The sequence below is a fragment of the Thermophilibacter provencensis genome (assembly GCF_030372065.1).
Lineage (GTDB): Bacteria > Actinomycetota > Coriobacteriia > Coriobacteriales > Atopobiaceae > Thermophilibacter > Thermophilibacter provencensis_A.
The window spans coordinates 1-19,252 of record NZ_JAUDEA010000020.1 but is presented as its reverse complement, the minus strand read 5'-3'; the positions used below and the strand labels follow the sequence as shown (position 1 = coordinate 19,252).

The window sequence follows — 19,252 nt, the reverse complement described above, 5'->3', positions numbered from 1 at the left end:
CCTTTGTCACCAACCCACCCCGTCGCCCCTGTCACCACTCGCCCCGCCCTCCGTTACAGCACCTGTTCGAGGCAGGTCTTGAGGGGAACCATCCCCATCGCCTCGTAGAAGCGCTGGGCACCGGGGTTGCACGCCCACACGTTGAGCGTCACGTTGTAGCAGCCCAGCTCACGCGCAAAGTCAATGACGCGCTGGTAGAGCGCCGTGCCCACGTGACGCCCGCGGCACTTCTCGTCCACGCAGATGTCGTCGATGTAGAGGCTCAGGATGGGCTGCATGTTGTTTGACCCGCGGAAGTCCTGCACCTCGCAGAACGCGTGGCCGAGCACCGCACCGTCGTCGCCCACGGCAACAAAGACCGGATGCGCGTCGTCGGCAAAGATGCCGAGCAGCTCCCCGTCAGTGTACTTGCGCGTCCCCGCGCGGAAGAGGTCGGGACGACCCTCAGCGTGAACCGTCAGCACCTGGCTCAGCAGGCTGTGCACCCCCGCCAGGTCCTTCTCGCACGCCCTGCGAATCTCCATCGCTCAAGCCCTCCCTCTCGTGGACAAATGCCACGAACTCGTCCGCCTCGCCCTGCGTTTCAAGGCGCGCGGTGTACTGATAGTTGCCCAGGTCGTCGGAGAGCGCGTCGGGCACCCGCCCGCACGAGACCACATGCTCGCCCCAGCGCGCGAGCACCTCGTCGTGGGTGTGGGCGTAGCGGTGCGCGTCGCGACGGCTCGCATAGACGCAATAGGCGTCCGTCCCGCCCGGCTCCGTGCGGCGCTCGTCAAAGCAGAGCATGTCCGCCCAGATCTGGTAGACGTCCGTGGCGTGGGCGTAGTTCATCATCTCGGGCGTGAGGCCGCCGGGCGGACGCACGTTCACCTCAAGCCCCACGTAGTCCCCCGCCGAGCCCAAGCCCGGCTGGTCCTGTAAAAGCCGGAAGAACTCCAGGTGAACAAAGCGGCTCGCCAGCCCAAAGGCATGGACCGTGGCGCGGCCAAGGCGCGCCAGCGCGGGGTCCACGTCCGGCCGCGAGAGGTAGGACATGTCCAGCCCGCCGTGCACCACGTCCGCCATCGACGGCGGAAACTCCTCCTGGTTCTCAAAGAGCGGCTCGCCGCGACTGTCCAGGATCGCATCCCAGGAACAGATGTCGCCCCGCGCCAGCTGCTCGATTACGTACGGCGTGTCCCCATGGTCGGCGAGAAGGGCGCGGAGGTCCTCGTCGCTGATCAGAATGCGCGTCCCGCAGGCGCCGACGCCCACCTCGGGCTTGGCAAACACCGGGTAGTGGCCCATCTCGCCGATGAACCAGCGTGTCTCGTCAAAAGTGGTGAGGCGGGTCTGGCGCGCCGTGGACACCCCCGCCGCGGCATAGAGCGGCTTCTGGGCCGCCTTGCTCTGCCAGCGCGCGACCTCCGCCGGACGCGGGCCGTGCGCGAGGTTGAAGTCCTCGCGCAGGCGGGCGTCGAGCGACAGCCAGTGCTCGTTGTTCGACTCGATCCAGTCCGGCTTCCCGTAGCGGTACGAGAAGTACGCGACGGCCCGGTACACCTGGTCGTAGTCCTCGAGGCTGTCCACCCGGTAGTACTCATCGAGGGAGGCCCTGACCTCTGGGGCCAGGGCCTCCCATGGCGTGTCACCCACCCCGAGCGCCCGGGCACCGTTGCGGCGAAGCGCCGCGCAGAACTGCCAGTAGACGCTCGGGAACTGCGGAGAGACAAAGACGACGTTCATTTACTTCGCGCTCGAGGTGCCCTTCGCCGGCCTCTTGGCGGCAGCGGCCTTGGTCGTGGCGGCCTTGGTGGCAGGCTTCTTGGCGGCAGGGGCCTTGGCGGGGGCAGCCGACTTCTCGGCCTTCGCGGGAACCGCGGCCTTGGTGGCCTTGGCGGGAGCGGCGGCCTTGGTGGCCTTCGCAGGCGCCGCGGGCTTCTCGGCCTTGGCGATGGCGGCGGGCTTCTCCTCCGTCACGGCCTTCTTGGCAGCGGCCTTCCTGGCAGGAGCCTTGGCCGCGGGCTTCTCCTCGGCCTTGGCCTCAGTAGCAGCGACCTTGGCCGCGGTGGCCTTGGTGGCCGGCTTCTTGGCGGCAGCGGCCTTGGGGGCAGCCTTCTTGGCAGCCGGCTTCTCGGCAACGGCGGCCTCATCCTTCTCGGCGGCCTTCACCGCGGCGGCCTTTGCGGCAGGCTTCTCCTCGACAGCGGCCTTCGTGGTGGTCGCGGACTTCTTGCGCGTGGTCGTGGCGCGCTTCTTGGGCGCGGACTTCTCGGCAGCCGTGGTCTTCTCCACGTCGTCGAGCACGATCGGCAGGAAGTAGCGGAGCTGCTTCTTCCACCAGTTCCAGGAGTGCGTCACGTCGCCGCCCCAGTAGTCGCACCAGGCCTCAACGCCCAGGCGGGCGAGATTGGCGTCCATCTCGCGCGTGGTGCGCAGACAGTCCGCCTCGGTGACGTCCTGGCCGGTGCAGAACAGCAGCTGACGCTGGTTGTAGACGGCCACGTAGGGGTGGTCGGCGGGCATGTTGGGGAGAAACGCGCACGGCGTGTTGTCGTAGAGCGTGGCGTCCATCCAGTCGCCAAAGTAGCGACGAGCGTCGTAGCAGCCGGAGAGGCACATGCAGCCCTGGAAGAGGTCCGGGCGGCGCAGCAGCGCGATGGCGGCGTGCGTGGCGCCCAGGTCAAAGCCGAGCGCGAGCGGGCGAGCCTTGGACTTGCTCACCTTGTGAACGAGCGGCACGAGCTCGTCGACAACGTAGTGATAGAAGCTCTCCTGGAGCTGGGCGCGCTCGGCGGGATCGCCGCTGCCGCCCCAGGACTCTGCGTCAACCGTCTCGGTGCAGAAGAGCTGGATGGTGCCGGAGTCCAGATAGTCAGCCAGCTCGTCGACGATGCCCACTTCCTCGATGCTCTCGGGAGAGGCGGCCATGGTCGGGAAGACCACGACGGGCAGGCCCTTCTTGCCATATACGTTTACGTGCATGTCCCTGCCAAGGATGGCGCTTCCGCACGCGACGTTCTTCTTATCCATTTTGTCACCTCAAAAGGTCGGTTTTCCTTGCATTCCCCGAATATGCATCAGCCATCATACCGCTTTCAGCGTTACTGTGCGTTTTCTCTATGTAAGCTAGATACGAGACCGAAACGCTTTCCCGTTGCGCGCGGGCGCGCCCCGGAGCACAATGTGGTCAGTCAAAGGCAGGGAGGACGCATGGCAGATCCGCAGGCAGGAACCCTTGGCAAGGTGGCAAGGGTGCTTCGCTTTGGGGCGCTCGCGGCGCTCGCGCTGGGTGTGGTCGTGTTTGTGTTTGCGTTTCTCGCCCATGGGCTCAACTGGCAAATGGGCCTCGACTGGGTCCGGAAGCTGCTGCTGCTCCTAGGGGCGCTCGCCCTCATCACGGGCGGGTGCGGCCTGCTCGTCTCCGGGCGCGACCGCCCGAGCGGCACCATGACCCCGCACGAGGACGACACGTTCCGCATGTTCTGGCACGAGGTCGGCATGCCGTGGGGCGCCGCCGTAAGCCTGACGGCCGTGGACTTCCTCCTTCTGGGGACCGTTGCGGACCTCCTGTACTTCTCGCTTGTCTGATGGAGAACGGCGCCGCGGGCCCGCGGGCGTGCTAACCTTACTGGTTGGAAAACGCACAGAGAGGACCCCCGCCCATGCGCATCGGTTTTGACAACGACAAGTACATCTCCCTGCAGGCCGAGAAGATCCGCAAGCGCATCGGGCAGTTTGGCGGCAAGCTCTACCTGGAGTTTGGCGGCAAGCTCTTTGACGACTATCACGCGAGCCGCGTGCTCCCCGGCTTTGAGCCGGACTCCAAGATTCGCATGCTCGAGAGCCTCAAGGACGACGTCGAGGCCATCATCGTCATCAACGCCGACAACATCGAGAACGCCAAGCGCCGCTCGGACATTGGCATCACCTACGAGGAGGACGCGCTGCGCCTCATGGACTCGTTCCGCGCGCGCGGCCTCATGGTGGGTGGCATCTGCATCACGCACTTCACCGGCCAGCCGCATGCCGAGGCGTTCCAGCGCCGCCTTGAGGGCATGGGCGTCTCCGTGTGGCGCCACTACCTCATTGACGGCTATCCCTCCGACGTCAACCACATCGTCTCTGACGAGGGCTTTGGCAAGAACGACTACATCGAGACCACGCGTCCGCTCGTCGTGGTGACGGCGCCCGGCCCGGGCTCCGGCAAGCTCGCCACCTGCCTCTCGCAGCTCTACCACGAGAACAAGCGAGGCGTGCAGGCCGGCTACGCCAAGTACGAGACCTTCCCCGTATGGAACCTGCCGCTCAAGCATCCCGTGAACATCGCCTACGAGGCCGCCACGGCAGACCTGGACGACCGCAACATCATCGACCCGTGGCATCTCGAGGCCTACGGCGAGGTAACCGTCAACTACAACCGCGACGTGGAGACCTTTCCTGTGCTCAAGGCCATGATGGAGAAGATCGCCGGGGAGAGCCCGTACCAGTCCCCCACCGACATGGGCGTCAACATGGTTGGCCTGTGCATCTCCGATGACGACGCTTGCCGCGAGGCTGCCAAGAACGAGATCGTGCGCCGGTGGTTTGCCGCCGCCGAGGAGCTGCGCCGCACCGGCAGCGGCAAGGAGGCGCTCGACAAGATCGAGCTGCTCATGAGCCAGGCCGAGGTAACCTGCGACTACTCGCCCGCGCACCAGGCAGCGCTCGCCAAGGAGGAGGCCACCGGCGGTCCCGCCGCCGCGATGGTGCTGCCCGACGGCGCCGTCGTGACCGGCAAAACCTCCGACCTCATGGGCGCCGCCGCGTCACTTCTGCTCAACGCCGCCAAGCACATGGCCGGCATCCCCAAGAAGACCTATGTGGTGAGCTCCGAGGCGCTCGTGCCCATCTGCCACCTCAAGACCGAGCACCTGCGCAGCCACAACCCGCGCCTGCACTCCGACGAGATGCTGATTGCGCTCTCGCTCTCCTCCGCAACAAACGACGAGGCCGAGGCCACCGTTGACGCGCTCGAGCAGCTCGCCGGCTGCGACGCCTACTTCTCCGTCATCATCTCCGAGGCGGACAAGAGCACCTATCGCAACCTGGGCATCAACGTCTGCTGCGAGCCGAAGTACGAGCGCCGCGGCTACTATCACCGCTAAAATCGACCCTTACACGAAGGGCATGCCCGAGGTAATTTGGGCTTAGATGCGCCCTTCGTGTAAGGGTCGCATTCTATGCAAGCTCCTCAATCAGCCAGTCGCGCATTCGTGCGGGAGGCTGCTTCCCCTTAACGCCAAGATCCCTTGCGAGCTGTCGCGCCAAAACGTCAAGCGCATCACCCGAGAGCTGACCTGACGTTACGCTGTTCACCTTCCATCCAAGGCTTTTCAAGGTGTTGCGCTTCATGGCGTCCGCGTCAAGTTTCTCCGTCCCAACGTGATACTGATAGCTGTCAACCTCAACGATCGTTCTCTGCTTTTCCCAGCATAGGTCCACCTCATACCTCGGAGCTTGGCACAGCTTCAGCTCCTCCGGTCTAAAGCAGATGAGAGAGTTCAGCTCTGGCCGAGGAAGCCCATATCCTCCCATTTTTGTAGGAAGGGTCAGGATTATTGCCGTCTTGGTCTCGAGGGGAGACCGAGCGGGAAACAGCGCGAGGCCGAGCGCGCGACGGGCATTTTTGACACCCCGACATCCTCTGGCGCTTTCGATATACCCAGCGAGCTCGTCTCTTGTGAGGAGCGAATCGCGATCAAGGAAGCCACGCGTGCTCGTCACTTTCCCATATGTTCCAAGGCACTCCATCATCGTTGCGACAGCGCGCGGACAGCTCGAGTCAAACGCGGACTGCAGGCAGCAAAAAGCCGGCGAAGTAATGAGCACACCGGGCATGAGCTGATACAAAGACCCCGCCGGTAGCCTACCGGACCACACGTGGCACTTAACGCGCTTTGAACCCAGTCGATGCGTCTGATCATCCACGAGTACATGCACCGGATCGCCGACCGTGGGCGCGACGCCAATCGACTCAAGGCCAGACTCACGAATCTCCTTAAATGAGCCCGTTGTCCAGCTCAGGCCGGAAGAGCGGCAGGGATCACCGAGCCTCGCAAGGAGACCTTTGTGAGCCCACAGGCGCATTGCTGTTATCCAAGTCAACGTAATCATATTAGTATGCTACTTTGTTTTAAGAAGCTTTTCTAGACTAAATGTAGCTTTTTATTCATTTGCTCGCATTTAGTTGGGTACCGAGCCGACCCTTGCACGAAGGGTGTTTTAGAGCCAAAAAATGGTCCCCGAGAGCCCTTTATGTAATGGTCGCGTTTTACTAAGCGCCGACTTTGCCCCCCAAAATGCTTACGCGGTATCCTTTCTGCTGGTTTGATCGAGAGGAGAGTCGTGGATTACGAGCTCATAGCCTTTGACATGGACGGAACCCTGCTCGACACGCGCAAGCGGGTCCTGCCGTCCTCGACGGCCGCAATCGACGAGGCCGTTTCCGCAGGTAAGACCGTAGCCATCTGTTCCGGCCGCTGTCCCAAGATGATTGAGCTCGACCAGGCCAGCTTTGACAGGGTCCGCTACGCGATCTGCTGCAACGGCTCGATCATCTACGATCTCTTTGAGCACCGCGTCCTCTCGTCGGAGTCGCTCGACCACGAGGTCGTTGCCGCCGCCGTTGAGGCGCTCGGAGACGAGGACGCGATGATCGACGTCTTCCTCGGCCGCGGCTACTTCTGCCAGACCTCCCACATTGAGAACATGCCCCACTACAGCATGGGTATCTACCAGGACATGTATCGCGCAACGGCAACGCAGGTCGAAGACATCCGCAAAACGATGCTCGACCCCACGGCGCGCTACCAGAAGTTCATCTTCCACTTTGCCAGTCCCGACGCGCGCACCCGCGTTCGTGCCCGCGTCGAGGCCCTGCCCGTTGAGCTCGCCGACTCCGAGACCGCAAGCCTCGAGTTCTCCCCCGCCGGGGTCGACAAGGGCTCGGGCCTGCTCGCCCTCGCAGACCTGCTCGGCATCCCCCGCGAGGCGACCATCGCCGTGGGTGACGCTGACAACGACCTCCCCATGCTCCAATGCGCCGGGCTCTCCGTAGCCATGGGCAACGCCAACGAGAACGCCCGCGCAGCGGCTGACGTCATCGTTTCCGACAACGACCACGACGGCTGCGCGGAAGCCATTCACCGCTTCCTCCTCGGCGCCCCTCAGGAGGCGTAGCCATGAAGCGCATCCTCATCATCGCCACCGGCGGCACCATTGCCTCAACCGAGGACGGCTCGGGGCTTGCGCCCACCATGACCGGTCGCGAGCTCGCCCAGCAGGTCCCGCTGCTCGACACCCTCTGCGAGCTGGACTTCACCCAGCCCATGAACATCGACAGCACCAACATGCGCCCGCGCGACTGGCTGCGCATCGCGGGCATCATCCGCGACGCCTACGACGCCTACGACGGCTTTGTCATCCTGCACGGCACGGACACGATGGCCTACACCGCCGCCGCCCTCTCCTACCTCATTCGCGGCAGCGAGAAGCCCATCGTGCTCACCGGCTCCCAGCAGCCCATGGCCAACCCCTTCACCGACGCCAAGCTCAACCTCTACCACAGCGTCCTCTACGCCTGCGACCCGGCGTCCCGCGACGTCAGCGTGGTCTTTGGCGGCAAGGTCATCTGCGGCACGCGCGCCCGCAAGCAGCGCACGATGAGCTTCAACGCCTTCACGAGCATGAACTACCCCTCCCTCGCCTACCTGCGCGGCGATAAGGTCGTAAGGGCAGCCGGCGCAATCCCCGCCGAGAAGAGCGGCGAGGCGCCCCGCTTCTATGACTCGCTCAACGAGCGCGTCATCGTCCTCAAGCTCACGCCCGAGCTCCAGCCGAGCATCTTCGAGCTCCTGCGCCGCGACTACGACGCCATCATCCTCGAAACCTTTGGCATCGGCGGCATCCCCGACCTCGGTGGCTCCTACCAGCGCGCGATCTTTGACTGGGTCGACTCCGGCCGCACGCTCGTTGTGACCACCCAGGTGCCCGAGGAGGGCCTCAACCTTGGCGTCTACGAGGTGGGCCACGCCTACGCCGAGAAGGACGGCATCCTCAAGGGCGACGACATGACCACCGAGGCGCTCGTCGCCAAGACCATGTGGGCGCTCGGGCAGACCCGCAGCTCAGCCGAGGTTGCGCGCCTCTTCTACGAGCCGATCAACCACGACCGCATGCCGCGCTAGCCGCCCGGCGGCCTGGCGCGCCTAGAGCAGCTCGCTCACCGTGACCGTTGCGAGGCCCTCAATCTTCTCGCCACAACGGAACGCGATGGTGTCGCCCGGCTGGTACATCACGATCTCGATCAGCTCCGGCAGGGCGAAGTCGTAGATCGTCCCGGCGGGGTCGTCCTCGAGCGTCACGTAGAAGTGCGAGTTGCCCTCGACCACGGCCTGCGCGACCGTGGCCACCACGCCCGTGACCTCGCGCTGCGAGGAGGCGTCAGCCGCGGCATCCTCGGAGAGCAGGCCGTCGGCGGCAAGCATCGTGAGGTAGCCCTCCTGACATTCCTCAACCGTCGAGCCCGTCGCCACACTCTGGTACTGCTCGACGTTGATCATCGCGTACATCTTCACCAGGCCCGCGGCGTCCTTGAGCGCCATGAAGTACGTGGGCTGGCCGGCCACGTTGAGCAGCAGCGGGTAGGTTGCCTGGTAGCCGAGGTGCTGGACCTGGCCCTCGGCCGAAGCCATCGCGGAGTCCTCTGTGGCGCCGCCGCGCTCGAGCGCGTAGTAGCGCGAGTCCCCCGTGCGCTGATTCACCAGGATGAAGCCCACGTTTGAGTTGTCGGCGGTCACCGAGCTCACGCCCGTGTAGAGATAGATGTCCTCGCCCTGCGCCAGGTAGTTGTAGCCCAGCTCGCCGTTGGTGCCGCTCGTGGTGCGCACAACGCCCTCCTGGCCCAGCCATGAGTTGAGCCAGCCGCCCTGGTAGGCGCCGCTCCAGTTGTACTGCTCGATGAGCAGGTCCGCCGGGTAGGCGCGGTCGACCCACGTGGGGCACTCCTCAACGGCGAAGTCCAGCGTCTCGCCGGTGCAGGCGTTCAGGAGCACCACGCGCGCGATGGTGGTGCCGCCAAAGAGGCCGATCGTCTTTCTCTGCACGGGGTAGACCCACCAGGGGTTGCCCTCCTCGTCCAGCTCAAAGGACTTCTGGTCAAACATGTAGCTCGGGTAGGAGAGCTGCACGTGACGGTCGGCGTTGCGCATGAGCGGCTCGGAGTCCGAGTAGAGGATCGGCTGCTCAAGGCGCACGACCTCGGCCTCCTGGGTCACCATATCCACGATGACGTACGCCGGGACGCCCGCGTCGCGGTTGGAGAACCACTTGAAGAGGTCGGCGTAGGCCAGCGGACTCACGCGCACGGGGCGCCCGCGGTAGTTGATCTGGCTGTAGGTGTCCGCGATCTCAAACTGGCTCACGTACTCCGGGATGGAGCCCATGGCGCGGTTGCCCAGAAGAATGGCGGAGTCGCGGTCGATCACGGGGACGTCGGCGTAGTCAACCTGCTGGATGTCCGTGGCAAAGTCGCCGTCGGTGGTGGTGAGCACGGTCGCGTAGCGCTCGGCGTTGCCGGGGACGAAGGGCTGGCTCAAAAGCAGGCCAACGAGAAACGCTGCGATGACGGCACCGGGGAGCACCATGAGCTTCTTGAGGAGCGGCGCCCGCTCGATGCTGCGCGCCGCCGCCACGGCAAGCGCCAGGATGGCGAGAAGCGCGATGCCGCAAATCCACGTCCAGACCTGCTGGCTACCCAGGTTGAGCGCGGGGTGGAACCACCAGTAGCACACGACGAGCGCCACCACCAGCACAATGGCGGCAATGATGAGCGCGCGACGGCTCCACTTGGCGATCTGGTCCACGAGGGAGGGGCCAGACGCCGCCCCCTTACCGCCCTTCTCGCGGCGAAGGTGCTCGAAGAGGTCTTTGAAGTCGGGGCCTTGTGCGGGCATCGGGGTCCTTTCTCAGGCGTGTTGGTGGTGACACTATACCCGAGAACGCGCTCACGCCTGGCGGGGGCGCTCCGCGGTCAGGCATGCGACGGCGCGCACCAGAACGACGCACGCAATACCGGCAACCATGAGCGCGGGCACAAGCGCCCCGCCAAGCAGGGGATCCAGCACATCCATGAGCTCGGACGCGGCGTTCACGGCCATGTGGAGCAGGACGGCGGCGCGCAGCCTACCTGTGCGGCGCATGACCCAGCCGAGCAGCAGCCCGATGAAAAACGCATAGGAGCCCTGGACGATGTTGAGGTGCATGACGGCAAAGATGAGCGCCTGGAAGACGTTGGCGGCCCAGAAACGCGCGGCGGGAACCTCGGGGCGGGCGGCGGAGCGCCACTCCGGGCAGAAGGCGCGCAGGGAGAACTCGAGGGCCACGCCGCGGCAGAGCGCCTCCTCCGCAAGGGGCGCGAGGACGGCAATCTCAACGAACGTGATGAGGCCCATCTCGTCTGTGATGCCGGCGAGCTCCATGAGCTCGAGGTAGTTTTCCATCACCTGCGGAAAGAGCGGCAGCACCAGGGAGAGCGCGCTCGAGATGGCCACCTGCAGGGCCACCCCAAGCGCAAGCAGCGCGCAGGCGAGCGCCGCCACGCGCGCCGGGCGAGAAGGACGCGCCTCATCGCGGCGCAGGAGCGCCCGTGGCCTGAGGTAGAGCCACCACAGCACGGCAAGGACGAGGCCGGAAAACGCCGCGAAGGACGACAGCGGCTCGACGTTGGTCGTCAGCAGGGCGATGCCCATCACGAGCGCGGCGAGCGTCTGGGCAAGAAGGTACGCAGGGGCCGTCGCCATGGCGGCGAGCAGCCACTTTACCACGTTGCCCGCGCCGTAGCGCGGCGCCGGGGGCTCACCGCCCTCACCAGGAATGCCTACCTCCATGCTTGCCTCCAACGGGGTTGGTGACAAAGGCGACTGATGACAAAGGTGACAGGGTAAACTGTCACCATGAAACCCATGGTGACAGTTTACCCTGTCACCTTTGTCATCAGTCGCTTTGTCACCAGCTCTGTCACCAACCGGATTAGCGCTCCAGACGCGAGAGATGGCGGGCGCACGGGCCGAGCACCCACCAGGTGAGCGCCACGCACTCCACAACAAAGATCGCGAGCGCAAGGCCCAGCGCCACCGGCGCCTCGAGGACGTTCCAGAGCGAGCAGCCCAGGAGCGCGAGCGCGGGCAGCGCCATGGCGACCGCGCCCACAAGAAGCCCCGCAAAGACCATGAGCGTGGCGCCGCCACCCTTGACGAGCTGGGCCTCGTTGTCCCACGTGAGACGCGGGAAGAACGCGCCCAGGCCAAGGGAGAGCAGCCCGAGCGAGGCGGTGGCGCCCAGATAGATCGCAACGAGGTACGCGCCGGAGGCAGCCGGCACGCCCAGCACCACCAGCGCCACCACAATCACCACGAGCATGGGCGCCGTGGAGAGCAGAAACGGCGAGACAAACTTCGAGATGAGGTACGCGCCCCAGTTCATGGGCAGGCCGCGCATGAAGAAGAAGTCCTCGCCGTCACGGCTCACGCCCATCGTGAACGAGTAGGCCGAGAAGCTGAGGAAGAGGCCAAAGACGAGCACGCCCACCGCACACCACACGAGCGCGGGACTGTCGAAGGTGAAAAGCCCCGTGAGCGAGCGAGCCATCTCGAGGATCATCGTCGGGTCCAGCCCGGCGTCGGAGGCCTGCGAGACGCCCACAAAGCCGCTCACCGCAAAGATGGCGATGAAGTAGAGCGGCATGAGCAGCGAGCTCAGAACAAACTGGTTGAAGAACACCGGCACGCGCACCATCATCTTCCAGTCGCGGCTGAGGTTGGCGGCGAGCGCGCCGCGCGTGCGCGTTGCCTGTGCGAGCTCGGTGCCCTCCACGCGACGGCCACGCTTGCCGCCCGCGCCCTGGAGCGCCTGCACGCCCTCAAAGTACCAGCGACGCGCGATCGCGGAGAGAATGGCCGCGTAGACCGCCACGCTCGCGAGCATGCCAACGAGACCAGCAAGCGCGCCGAGTGCGTCGCCTTCAATAACCGGACGCGCAAGAAGCGAGGGCGGGCACAGCACGCCCACCACGACCGCGGGAACGCCGCCCGAGAGCAGCTCGCCCGAGCCGGAGGCCAGCGACACCAGCCCGTCTCCCCGGAAGGCAAACTGGCTGCCCACGCCAACAGCGAGCGCGAGCACGATGACGAGCCCACCAAAGACGCGCGAGAAGAGATCCTTGTCGTGCGCAAGGCGCGAGAAGCGCATGATGGGCACGCAGAAGATCACGAGTGCTAGGTTAACGGCCACGGCGCACAGCGCAAACGCGAGCACCATGGCAACCCACGCACCCGGCGCGGCACCGTTGGCGAGCAGGCACCCCAGCCCCACCGGAAGAATGATGAGGTCGCCGAGCAGGGACATCCCAAGGAAGTGGACGAGCTTGGCCCACATGATCGTGGTGGCCGAGAGCGGAAGGGTGAGGTAGTAGCTGAGGTCGCGCACAAAGTAGAGGATGTTCACGGCCTGGTAGAGGCCCGTGAGCACCGTGAGGCCCACAAGGCACACCACGCAGAGGCTAAATGCCAGGTACGGCGTGGTGCCCATCTCCCCCAGCATGTAGCCCATCATGAAGAACAGCGCGGCCACGATCAGAAAGAGGAAGCCCATCGCCACCTTGCGCGCACCCGAGCCGAGCTTGCCCCAGAGCCCCTTGCGCTTCTCGGCGGACTCGTTCCCACCGATGCCCATGCCCGTGCTGTCGAGGTGCTGCTCGCCCTTGATCACCACACGCAGCATCACCTTGAACTGACGCCAGGAGAAGCCCTGGGCTGCCGCGCGCGCCATTACTCTGCCTCCTCGGCGAGCGGGGACTCGTCCGAGGTGAGCTCGAGGAACATCTCCTCGAGCGAGCCGCCCATGCGGAAGTGCTCGCGCATCTCGTCAACGGTACCCACGAAGAGCAGCTCGCCGTGGGCGATCACGCCCACGCGGTCCACGACCTTCTCGGCCACGTCGAGCACGTGGGTGGAGAAGAGCACGGTCTTGCCCGCGTCCGCGTGACGGCGCATGGACTGCTTGAGCAGCCACGACGCCTTGGGGTCAAGGCCGGTCATGGGCTCGTCGAGGATCCAGATGGCCGGGTCGGGCAGAAGGGCGCCCATGATCATCATCTTCTGACGCATGCCGTGGGAGTAGGACTGGATCTGGTTGTCCAGCTCGCCCTCCATGCCGTACTCGTGCGCGAGCTCGGCGATGCGCGGGCCGCGCACGGCATCCGGCACCTCGTAGACGTCCGCGATGAAACGCAGGAACTCGTGGCCCTTGAGGCGCAGCAGATGGTCGGGCGAGTCGCTCACATAGCAGAGGTTGCGCTTGGCGGCGAGCGGGTCCGCGACAACGTTGATGCCGTCGAGCTCGATGGTTCCCGAGCTGGGCGCGAGCACGCCGGCAAGCATGTTGAGCAGCGTGGACTTGCCCGCTCCGTTGGGGCCGAGCAGGCCGAAGATCTCGCCGGACTTTATCTCGAGGGAGAGGTCGCGCACCGCCTTGGTGGCACCTCCGTCGTAGGACTTGGACACGTGGTCAATCTTGATCATGGGTCTCCCGTCTTTGGGGCCAAGCGGTCACGCGCGCCATTCTACCTCAGGAGAACCCCCCCCCCGGCAAGTTTTGAGTGACGGTTTGGTAAGCGGCTCGGGGCAGGTTCGGTGACAAAGGCGACATGATGACAAAGGTGACAGGGTAAGTTGTCATGAAAAGTATTTCATGACAACTTACCCTGTCACCTTTGTCATCATGTCGCCTTTGTCATCACCGGCCGTTACGAGTAGGGATGGCTGTTGCTGCGGGGACGCTACTCGTCGGCAGGCATGACCTTCTCGCAGTAGTCGCGAATGATCGAGCAGGACTTGCGCATCGCGCGGCGCTCGTCGTAGGAGAGGTCGATCTCCAGCACGGAGTCCACGCCGGTGCTGCCGATGACGCACGGCACGCCGGCGGAGATGCCGGACTCGCCGTACTCGCCGTCGAGGTGGGCGGAGAGCGGCACCACGCGCTTCTCGTTGTGCAGGATCGAGGTCACGAGCGCGGCCACTACGGAGGCGATGCCAAACTCGGTGCAGCCCTTGCCGGCGATGATCGCGGCGCCGGACTCGCGGACGCGGCGCATGACGTCGTCAAAGTCGATGGTGTCCACCACGTCGTCACGCAGCGAGAGGTACTCGCGCAGGCCAATGCCCTCGACGGAGATGCGCGAGGTGGGGATGAACATCGAGTCGCCGTGCTCGCCCATGCAGAAGGCCTGGATCTGGCGGCTGGAGACGTCGATGGTCTCGGAGAGCACGCGGCGCAGGCGCGCGGAGTCGAGCGAGGTGCCGGTGCCAAAGACCTGGTTGCGCGGCAGGTCGAGCTTGCGGTAGAGGTACTCCACGACGATGTCCGCCGGGTTGGAGACGCTGATTAGGATGCCGTGGAAGCCGGACTCCTTGAGCGGGCCCACGATGCCGTCGAGCACCTTGATGGTGCCGTCGAGCATCTGGAGGCGCGTCTCACCCGGGCGGCGGCTGCGGCCGGCGGTGAGGATCACAAAGTGGGCGTCGGCGCAGTCGGAGTAGTCGCCCACGCGGATGGTGAAGGAGTCACCGAGACCGGAGGCCAGGTCATCGAGGTCAAGCGCCTGGGCACGGGCGGCCTCGGCGTTGACGTCCAGAAAGACGATCTCGTTCACGAGGTGCTGGTTCATGAGGCAGAGCGCAACGTGGCTGCCCACGCGCCCCGCACCGATGATGACCGCCTTGCGAGTCCTGATGTCACCCGTGTGCATGGATGCTCCTATCGTCCTGGCGCTGCGCGCCGCTCGTCACAAAAAGGGCGCCTTGCGGGGCGCCCTTTCATTCTAGCTGGTTGTGAACGTTCTGTGATGAGAATGTTTCAGCCAATCGTAAGCTGAGGCCTCGGCGAGAAGAACGTCGGAATGATGACAATCTACCCTGTCACCATTGTCATCATCTAGTCGCGGGTCAGCTTGCGGTGCAGGCGGTGCGGCTTGGAGGCCTCGGCACCGAGGCGCTTCTCGCGGTCGGCCTGGTAGGCCTCGAAGTTGCCCTCAAACCAGTGCCAGCAACCGGGATGCTCGTCGTCGCCCTCCCAGGCCAGGATGTGGGTGGCCACGCGGTCGAGGAACCAGCGGTCGTGCGAGATCACCACGGAGCAGCCCGGGAACTCCTCGAGGGCCTCCTCCAGCGACTCCAGGGTCTCGACGTCGAGGTCGTTGGTGGGCTCGTCCAGGAGCAGCAGGTTGCCGCCCTGCTTGAGGGTGAGCGCGAGGTTCAGGCGGTTGCGCTCGCCGCCGGAGAGCACGCCGGCGCGCTTCTGCTGGTCGGAGCCCTTGAAGCCGAAGGCCGCCACGTAGGCGCGGCTCGGAATCTCGGTCTCGCCCACGCGGATGTAGTCGTTGCCGCCGGAGACGACCTCCCAGAGGGTCTTCTCGGCGTCCAGGCCCTCGCGCATCTGGTCGACGTAGGAGAGCTGCACGGACTCGCCCACCTCGAGGGTGCCGGAGGTCGGGGCCTCCTTGCCCACGATCATCTTGAAGAGCGTGGACTTGCCCACGCCGTTGGGGCCGATCACGCCCACGATGCCGTTGCGCGGCAGCGAGAAACTGAGGTCGTCGATGAGCACGCGGTCGCCGAAGCTCTTGCAGAGGTGCTCGGCCTCGAGCACCTTGGCGCCCAGGCGCGGGCCCACGGGGATGTGGATGTCGGTGAAGTCCACGCGCTTGGAGGCGCGGGCCTCGGCCTCCATCTGCTCGTAGCGCTCCAGACGCGCGCGGTTCTTGGCCTGACGCGCCTTGGGGCTGGAGCGCACCCACTCGAGCTCGGCCTTCATCTTCTTGGCGCGGCGGGCGTCCTGCTGGCTCTGGGCCTCCAGGCGCGCGGCCTTCTTCTCCAGGTAGGTGGAGTAGTTGCCCTCGTAGGGATAGAGCTGACCGCGGTCCACCTCGCAGATCCACTCGGCCACGTCGTCGAGGAAGTAGCGGTCGTGCGTGACGGCCATGACGGCGCCGGGGTAGCGGTGCAGGAACTGCTCGAGCCAGAGGACCGACTCGGCGTCCAGGTGGTTGGTGGGCTCGTCAAGGAGCAGCAGGTCGGGCGCCTCAAGCAGCAGCTTGCACAGGGCCACGCGACGGCGCTCGCCGCCGGAGAGGATGGAGACGGGCGCGTCCGGGTCCGGGCACTGCAGCGCGTCCATGGCCTGCGAGAGCTGGGAGTCCAGGTCCCAGCCGTTGGCGGCGTCGATCTCGTCTTGGAGCCGGCCCATCTCGGCCATGAGGGCGTCGAAGTCCGCGTCGGGGTCGGCCATCTCGGCGCTCACCTGGTTGAAGCGCTTGATCTTGGCGAGCAGGTCGCCAAAGGCCAGCTCGATGTTCTCGCGGACGGTCTTGTCCTCGTCCAGCGGGGGCTCCTGCTGGAGGATGCCCACGGTGTAGCCCGGGCTCAGCATGGCCTCGCCGTTGGAGACGTCCTCGAGACCGGCCATGACCTTGAGCAGCGTGGACTTGCCGGCGCCGTTGGGGCCCACCACGCCGATCTTGGCGCCGGGGAAGACGCCCACCGTGACGTCGTCGAGGATGACCTTGTCGTGCACGGCCTTGCGGGCGCGAATGAGCTGATAGACAAACTCTGCCATGGGTTTCTCGCCTTCTCGCGGGGAACTTCTTGCCCCCCATCTTACCGAAAGGCCCGGCACCCATGGCGCGCGCACGTTCACGTGACCTGCACGATTTCTACCGTTCGCGCTTGCGAGCGGCAAATTGCCCCCGTTTGCGTGGCACAATCGTACGAGGTACCACCAGGGGGAAAGGAAGGCCATGCCAGAGGGAATCCGCAAGGTCAACGTCATAGGGCACCTGCATCCGGACACGGACAGCATCTGCTCTGCGATTGCCTACGCTCACCTCAAGAACGAGATCGAGCACACGACCATCTACGAGCCGCGCCGCGCCGGCGCCATCAACCGCGAGACCGCCTTCGTGCTCAAGCACTTCAATTTCAACGAGCCCGAGCTCATCACCTCCGTCACCCCCCAGATCAAGGACACGGAGATCCAGCGCCAGGGCGGCATCGACGGCGAGATGAGCCTCTTCTCCGCATGGAACCTCATGCGCGAGGCCAAGGCGGACACTCTCTGCGTCACCGACGACGAGAACAACCTCGAGGGCCTGATCGCGGTCAAGGACATCGCCAACGCCAACATGGACGTCTTTGACATGAGCGTCATCGGCGAGTCCAACACCTGCTACGCCAACATCGTCGACACGCTCAAGGGCGAGATGATCCTCGGCGACCCCACGGGCCGCGTTACCAGCGGCAGCGTCCGCGTGGGCACCACGCCCGAGATGATGGAGGACACCGTCAAGCCCGGCGACATCGTGCTTGTGACGAACCGCTACGAGACGCAGCAGTTTGCCGTTGAGAGCGAGGCGAGCTGCCTCGTGGTGTGCTGCAGCGCGCACATCTCGAGCAAGGTCATCTCCTCGGCCGAGCGACACGGCTGCTCCATCATCACCACGCCCTACGACACCTACGCCGCGGCGCGCATCATCTCGATGTCCATCCCCGTGCGCGCCAAGATGCTGCGCGAGGGCATCCTCAAGGTGAGCGTCAACACCTCCGTTGACGACGCGCGCAAGATGATGGCCCACTCGCGTCACCGCTTCTTCCCCGTCATTGACGAGAACAGCAAGTACGTGGGCCTCGTGAGCTCCCCCAACCTCCTTGCGGCCAAGAAGAAGCACGTCATTCTCGTTGACCACAACGAGCGCTCGCAGTCCGTGGAGGGCCTCGAGCAGGCGGAGATCATGGAGATCATCGACCACCACCGCATCGGCTCCATCGAGACCTCCGGGCCGGCCTACTTCCGCAACATGCCGGTGGGCTGCACCTGCACGATCGTCTACATGATGTATCGCGAGAACGGCGTTGAGATCCCCAAGGACGTGGCCGGTCTCATGCTCTCGGCCATTCTCTCCGACACGCTGGCGTTCCGCTCCCCCACCTGCACCCAGGTCGACCGCGACACGGCCGCCGCGCTCGCGAAGATCGCCGAGGTGGACATCGACGAGTACGCCGACGAGATGTTTGAGGCCGGCGCCGACCTCACCGGGCGCACCGCCGAGGAGGTCTTCAACTCCGATTTCAAGATCTTCAGTCGCGGCAACGTCAAGTTTGGCGTGGGCCAGGGCAGCTACATGACCGAGCGCAGCCGCAAGGCCGCCGAGAAGCTCGTGGGGCCCTACCTCGCCGAGGCGGCCGCCCTCGAGGAGCTGCCGCTCGTCTTCTACCTGTTCACCGACGTCAAGAGCTCCTCGAGCGAGGTCCTCTGGTACGGCGAGGGCGCCGAGGACATCGTCGCGCGCGCCTTTGACACGGACCCGGAGAACGGCATGGCGCGCCTGCCGGGCGTGGTGAGCCGCAAGAAGCAGGTCATCCCTGCGCTCATGGCAACGCTACAGAGCATCCAGGAGGACGTCCTCTAGCCCGCGGCCCACGTGTCGTCTTGCCGCCCGTCGGAGTGTGTCCGGCGGGCGGTATATCATTGCTGCGACAACCGGACGTCCCAAGGAGTTCCCATGGCAGAGTCCCACTTCCTCGCGCTGCTCTCCCGCATGAAGTACATCGAGCGCTGGGCGCTCATGCGCAGCTCGCGCGCCGAGAACCTCTCCGAGCACTCGCTCGAGGTGGCGCTTATCGCCCACATGCTGTGCGTCATTGGCAACGTGCGCTTTGGCCGCTCGCTTGATGCCGAGCGCGCGGCCCTCGTGGCGCTCTACCACGACGCCTCGGAAATCATCACCGGTGACATGCCCACGCCCGTGAAGTACCACGACGGGGAGATCCGGGACGCATACAGGGCGGTGGAGAAGAACGCCGAGGAGCGGCTCGTTGCCGCGCTGCCGGATGACCTGCGCCCCGTCTTTGAGGGGGTGTTCTGGGCGGGAGAGGACGCCAGCGCGGACGAGCTCTACCTGCGCCGGCTGGTGAAAGCCGCCGACAAGATCTCCGCGCTCATCAAGTGCGTCGACGAGGCGCGCTCCGGAAACGCCGAGTTTGAGAGCGCCGAGAAGACCTGTAGGGCCGCGGTGGACGGAATGGCAGCGGAGCTGCCCGAGGTCGCGGACTTTGTGGCGGAGTTTCTCCCCTCCTACGGCGCCACCCTCGACGAGCTGCTGTAGTGTCAAAAGGGGACGTGT

Annotated in this window: 16 protein-coding genes; 6 read left to right on the top strand and 10 right to left on the bottom strand. The window is 65.3% G+C overall.

Annotated features, from left to right (window positions below):
- Nucleotides 1-53: 53 nt before the first annotated feature.
- The 3 genes from QUW25_RS09340 to QUW25_RS09330 are packed head-to-tail and all read right to left on the bottom strand — an operon-like array spanning nt 54 to nt 3,012.
- Complete coding sequence (locus tag QUW25_RS09340; RefSeq protein WP_289511943.1) at nt 54-524, bottom strand: GNAT family N-acetyltransferase; 471 nt, start codon at nt 522-524, stop codon at nt 54-56.
- Nucleotides 445-1,725, bottom strand: a complete 1,281-nt coding sequence (locus QUW25_RS09335; protein WP_289511942.1) for an ATP-grasp domain-containing protein — start codon at nt 1,723-1,725, stop codon at nt 445-447. The genes QUW25_RS09340 and QUW25_RS09335 overlap by 80 nt, the downstream gene beginning before the upstream one ends.
- Nucleotides 1,726-3,012 (bottom strand): esterase family protein, encoded by a 1,287-nt coding sequence (locus tag QUW25_RS09330; protein ID WP_289511941.1) that lies wholly within the window; start codon nt 3,010-3,012, stop codon nt 1,726-1,728.
- 180 nt (nt 3,013-3,192) lie between these two features.
- On the opposite strand from QUW25_RS09330, the gene QUW25_RS09325 reads away from it, so the two are divergent.
- Together QUW25_RS09325 and QUW25_RS09320 are read left to right on the top strand one after the other, a co-directional pair.
- The gene (locus tag QUW25_RS09325; protein ID WP_289511940.1) at nt 3,193-3,570 is read left to right on the top strand and encodes a hypothetical protein; all 378 of its coding nucleotides are present in this window, start codon (nt 3,193-3,195) and stop codon (nt 3,568-3,570) included.
- A gap of 74 nt (nt 3,571-3,644) precedes the next feature.
- Nucleotides 3,645-5,126 carry a DUF1846 domain-containing protein gene (locus QUW25_RS09320; protein WP_289511939.1) on the top strand — a complete coding sequence of 494 codons (1,482 nt, stop codon included), beginning with the start codon at nt 3,645-3,647 and terminating at the stop codon, nt 5,124-5,126.
- A gap of 73 nt (nt 5,127-5,199) precedes the next feature.
- Here the strand turns inward: QUW25_RS09320 and QUW25_RS09315 are convergent, their stop codons facing one another.
- Nucleotides 5,200-5,772, bottom strand: a complete 573-nt coding sequence (locus QUW25_RS09315) for a DUF559 domain-containing protein (protein WP_289511938.1) — start codon at nt 5,770-5,772, stop codon at nt 5,200-5,202.
- A 594-nt stretch (nt 5,773-6,366) separates the two neighbouring features.
- Here QUW25_RS09315 and QUW25_RS09310 point away from each other — a divergent pair.
- Both QUW25_RS09310 and QUW25_RS09305 read left to right on the top strand, forming a co-directional pair.
- Nucleotides 6,367-7,200, top strand: coding sequence for a Cof-type HAD-IIB family hydrolase (locus QUW25_RS09310; protein WP_289511937.1), 834 nt, complete (start codon nt 6,367-6,369; stop codon nt 7,198-7,200).
- 2 nt (nt 7,201-7,202) lie between these two features.
- Nucleotides 7,203-8,207, top strand: coding sequence for an asparaginase (locus QUW25_RS09305; protein ID WP_289511936.1), 1,005 nt, complete (start codon nt 7,203-7,205; stop codon nt 8,205-8,207).
- 21 nt (nt 8,208-8,228) lie between these two features.
- On the opposite strand, the gene QUW25_RS09300 is transcribed toward QUW25_RS09305, so the two are convergent.
- The 6 genes from QUW25_RS09300 to ettA all read right to left on the bottom strand — a co-directional run bounded on the left by QUW25_RS09300 (nt 8,229) and on the right by ettA (nt 16,689).
- The gene (locus QUW25_RS09300) at nt 8,229-9,974 is read right to left on the bottom strand and encodes a Tat pathway signal sequence (RefSeq protein ID WP_289511935.1); all 1,746 of its coding nucleotides are present in this window, start codon (nt 9,972-9,974) and stop codon (nt 8,229-8,231) included.
- Between the two features lie 51 nt (nt 9,975-10,025).
- Nucleotides 10,026-10,907, bottom strand: a complete 882-nt coding sequence (locus tag QUW25_RS09295) for a CPBP family intramembrane glutamic endopeptidase (protein WP_289511934.1) — start codon at nt 10,905-10,907, stop codon at nt 10,026-10,028.
- A 142-nt stretch (nt 10,908-11,049) separates the two neighbouring features.
- On the bottom strand, nt 11,050-12,846 hold the full coding sequence (locus tag QUW25_RS09290) for a putative ABC transporter permease subunit (RefSeq protein ID WP_289511933.1): 1,797 nt from the start codon (nt 12,844-12,846) through the stop codon (nt 11,050-11,052).
- On the bottom strand, nt 12,846-13,598 hold the full coding sequence (locus tag QUW25_RS09285) for an ABC transporter ATP-binding protein (RefSeq protein ID WP_289511932.1): 753 nt from the start codon (nt 13,596-13,598) through the stop codon (nt 12,846-12,848). The genes QUW25_RS09290 and QUW25_RS09285 overlap by 1 nt, the downstream gene beginning before the upstream one ends.
- Before the next feature lie 257 nt (nt 13,599-13,855).
- Nucleotides 13,856-14,824 carry an L-lactate dehydrogenase gene (locus QUW25_RS09280; RefSeq protein WP_289511931.1) on the bottom strand — a complete coding sequence of 323 codons (969 nt, stop codon included), beginning with the start codon at nt 14,822-14,824 and terminating at the stop codon, nt 13,856-13,858.
- A gap of 185 nt (nt 14,825-15,009) precedes the next feature.
- Nucleotides 15,010-16,689, bottom strand: coding sequence for an energy-dependent translational throttle protein EttA (gene ettA, locus QUW25_RS09275; RefSeq protein WP_289511930.1), 1,680 nt, complete (start codon nt 16,687-16,689; stop codon nt 15,010-15,012).
- A 181-nt stretch (nt 16,690-16,870) separates the two neighbouring features.
- Here ettA and QUW25_RS09270 point away from each other — a divergent pair, with 181 nt between their 5' ends.
- Together QUW25_RS09270 and yfbR are read left to right on the top strand one after the other, a co-directional pair.
- A complete protein-coding gene (locus tag QUW25_RS09270; protein ID WP_289511929.1) occupies nt 16,871-18,538 on the top strand; it encodes a putative manganese-dependent inorganic diphosphatase in 1,668 nt (555 codons plus the stop codon).
- A gap of 93 nt (nt 18,539-18,631) precedes the next feature.
- On the top strand, nt 18,632-19,234 hold the full coding sequence (gene yfbR / locus QUW25_RS09265) for a 5'-deoxynucleotidase (protein WP_289511928.1): 603 nt from the start codon (nt 18,632-18,634) through the stop codon (nt 19,232-19,234).
- Nucleotides 19,235-19,252 lie beyond the last annotated feature (18 nt).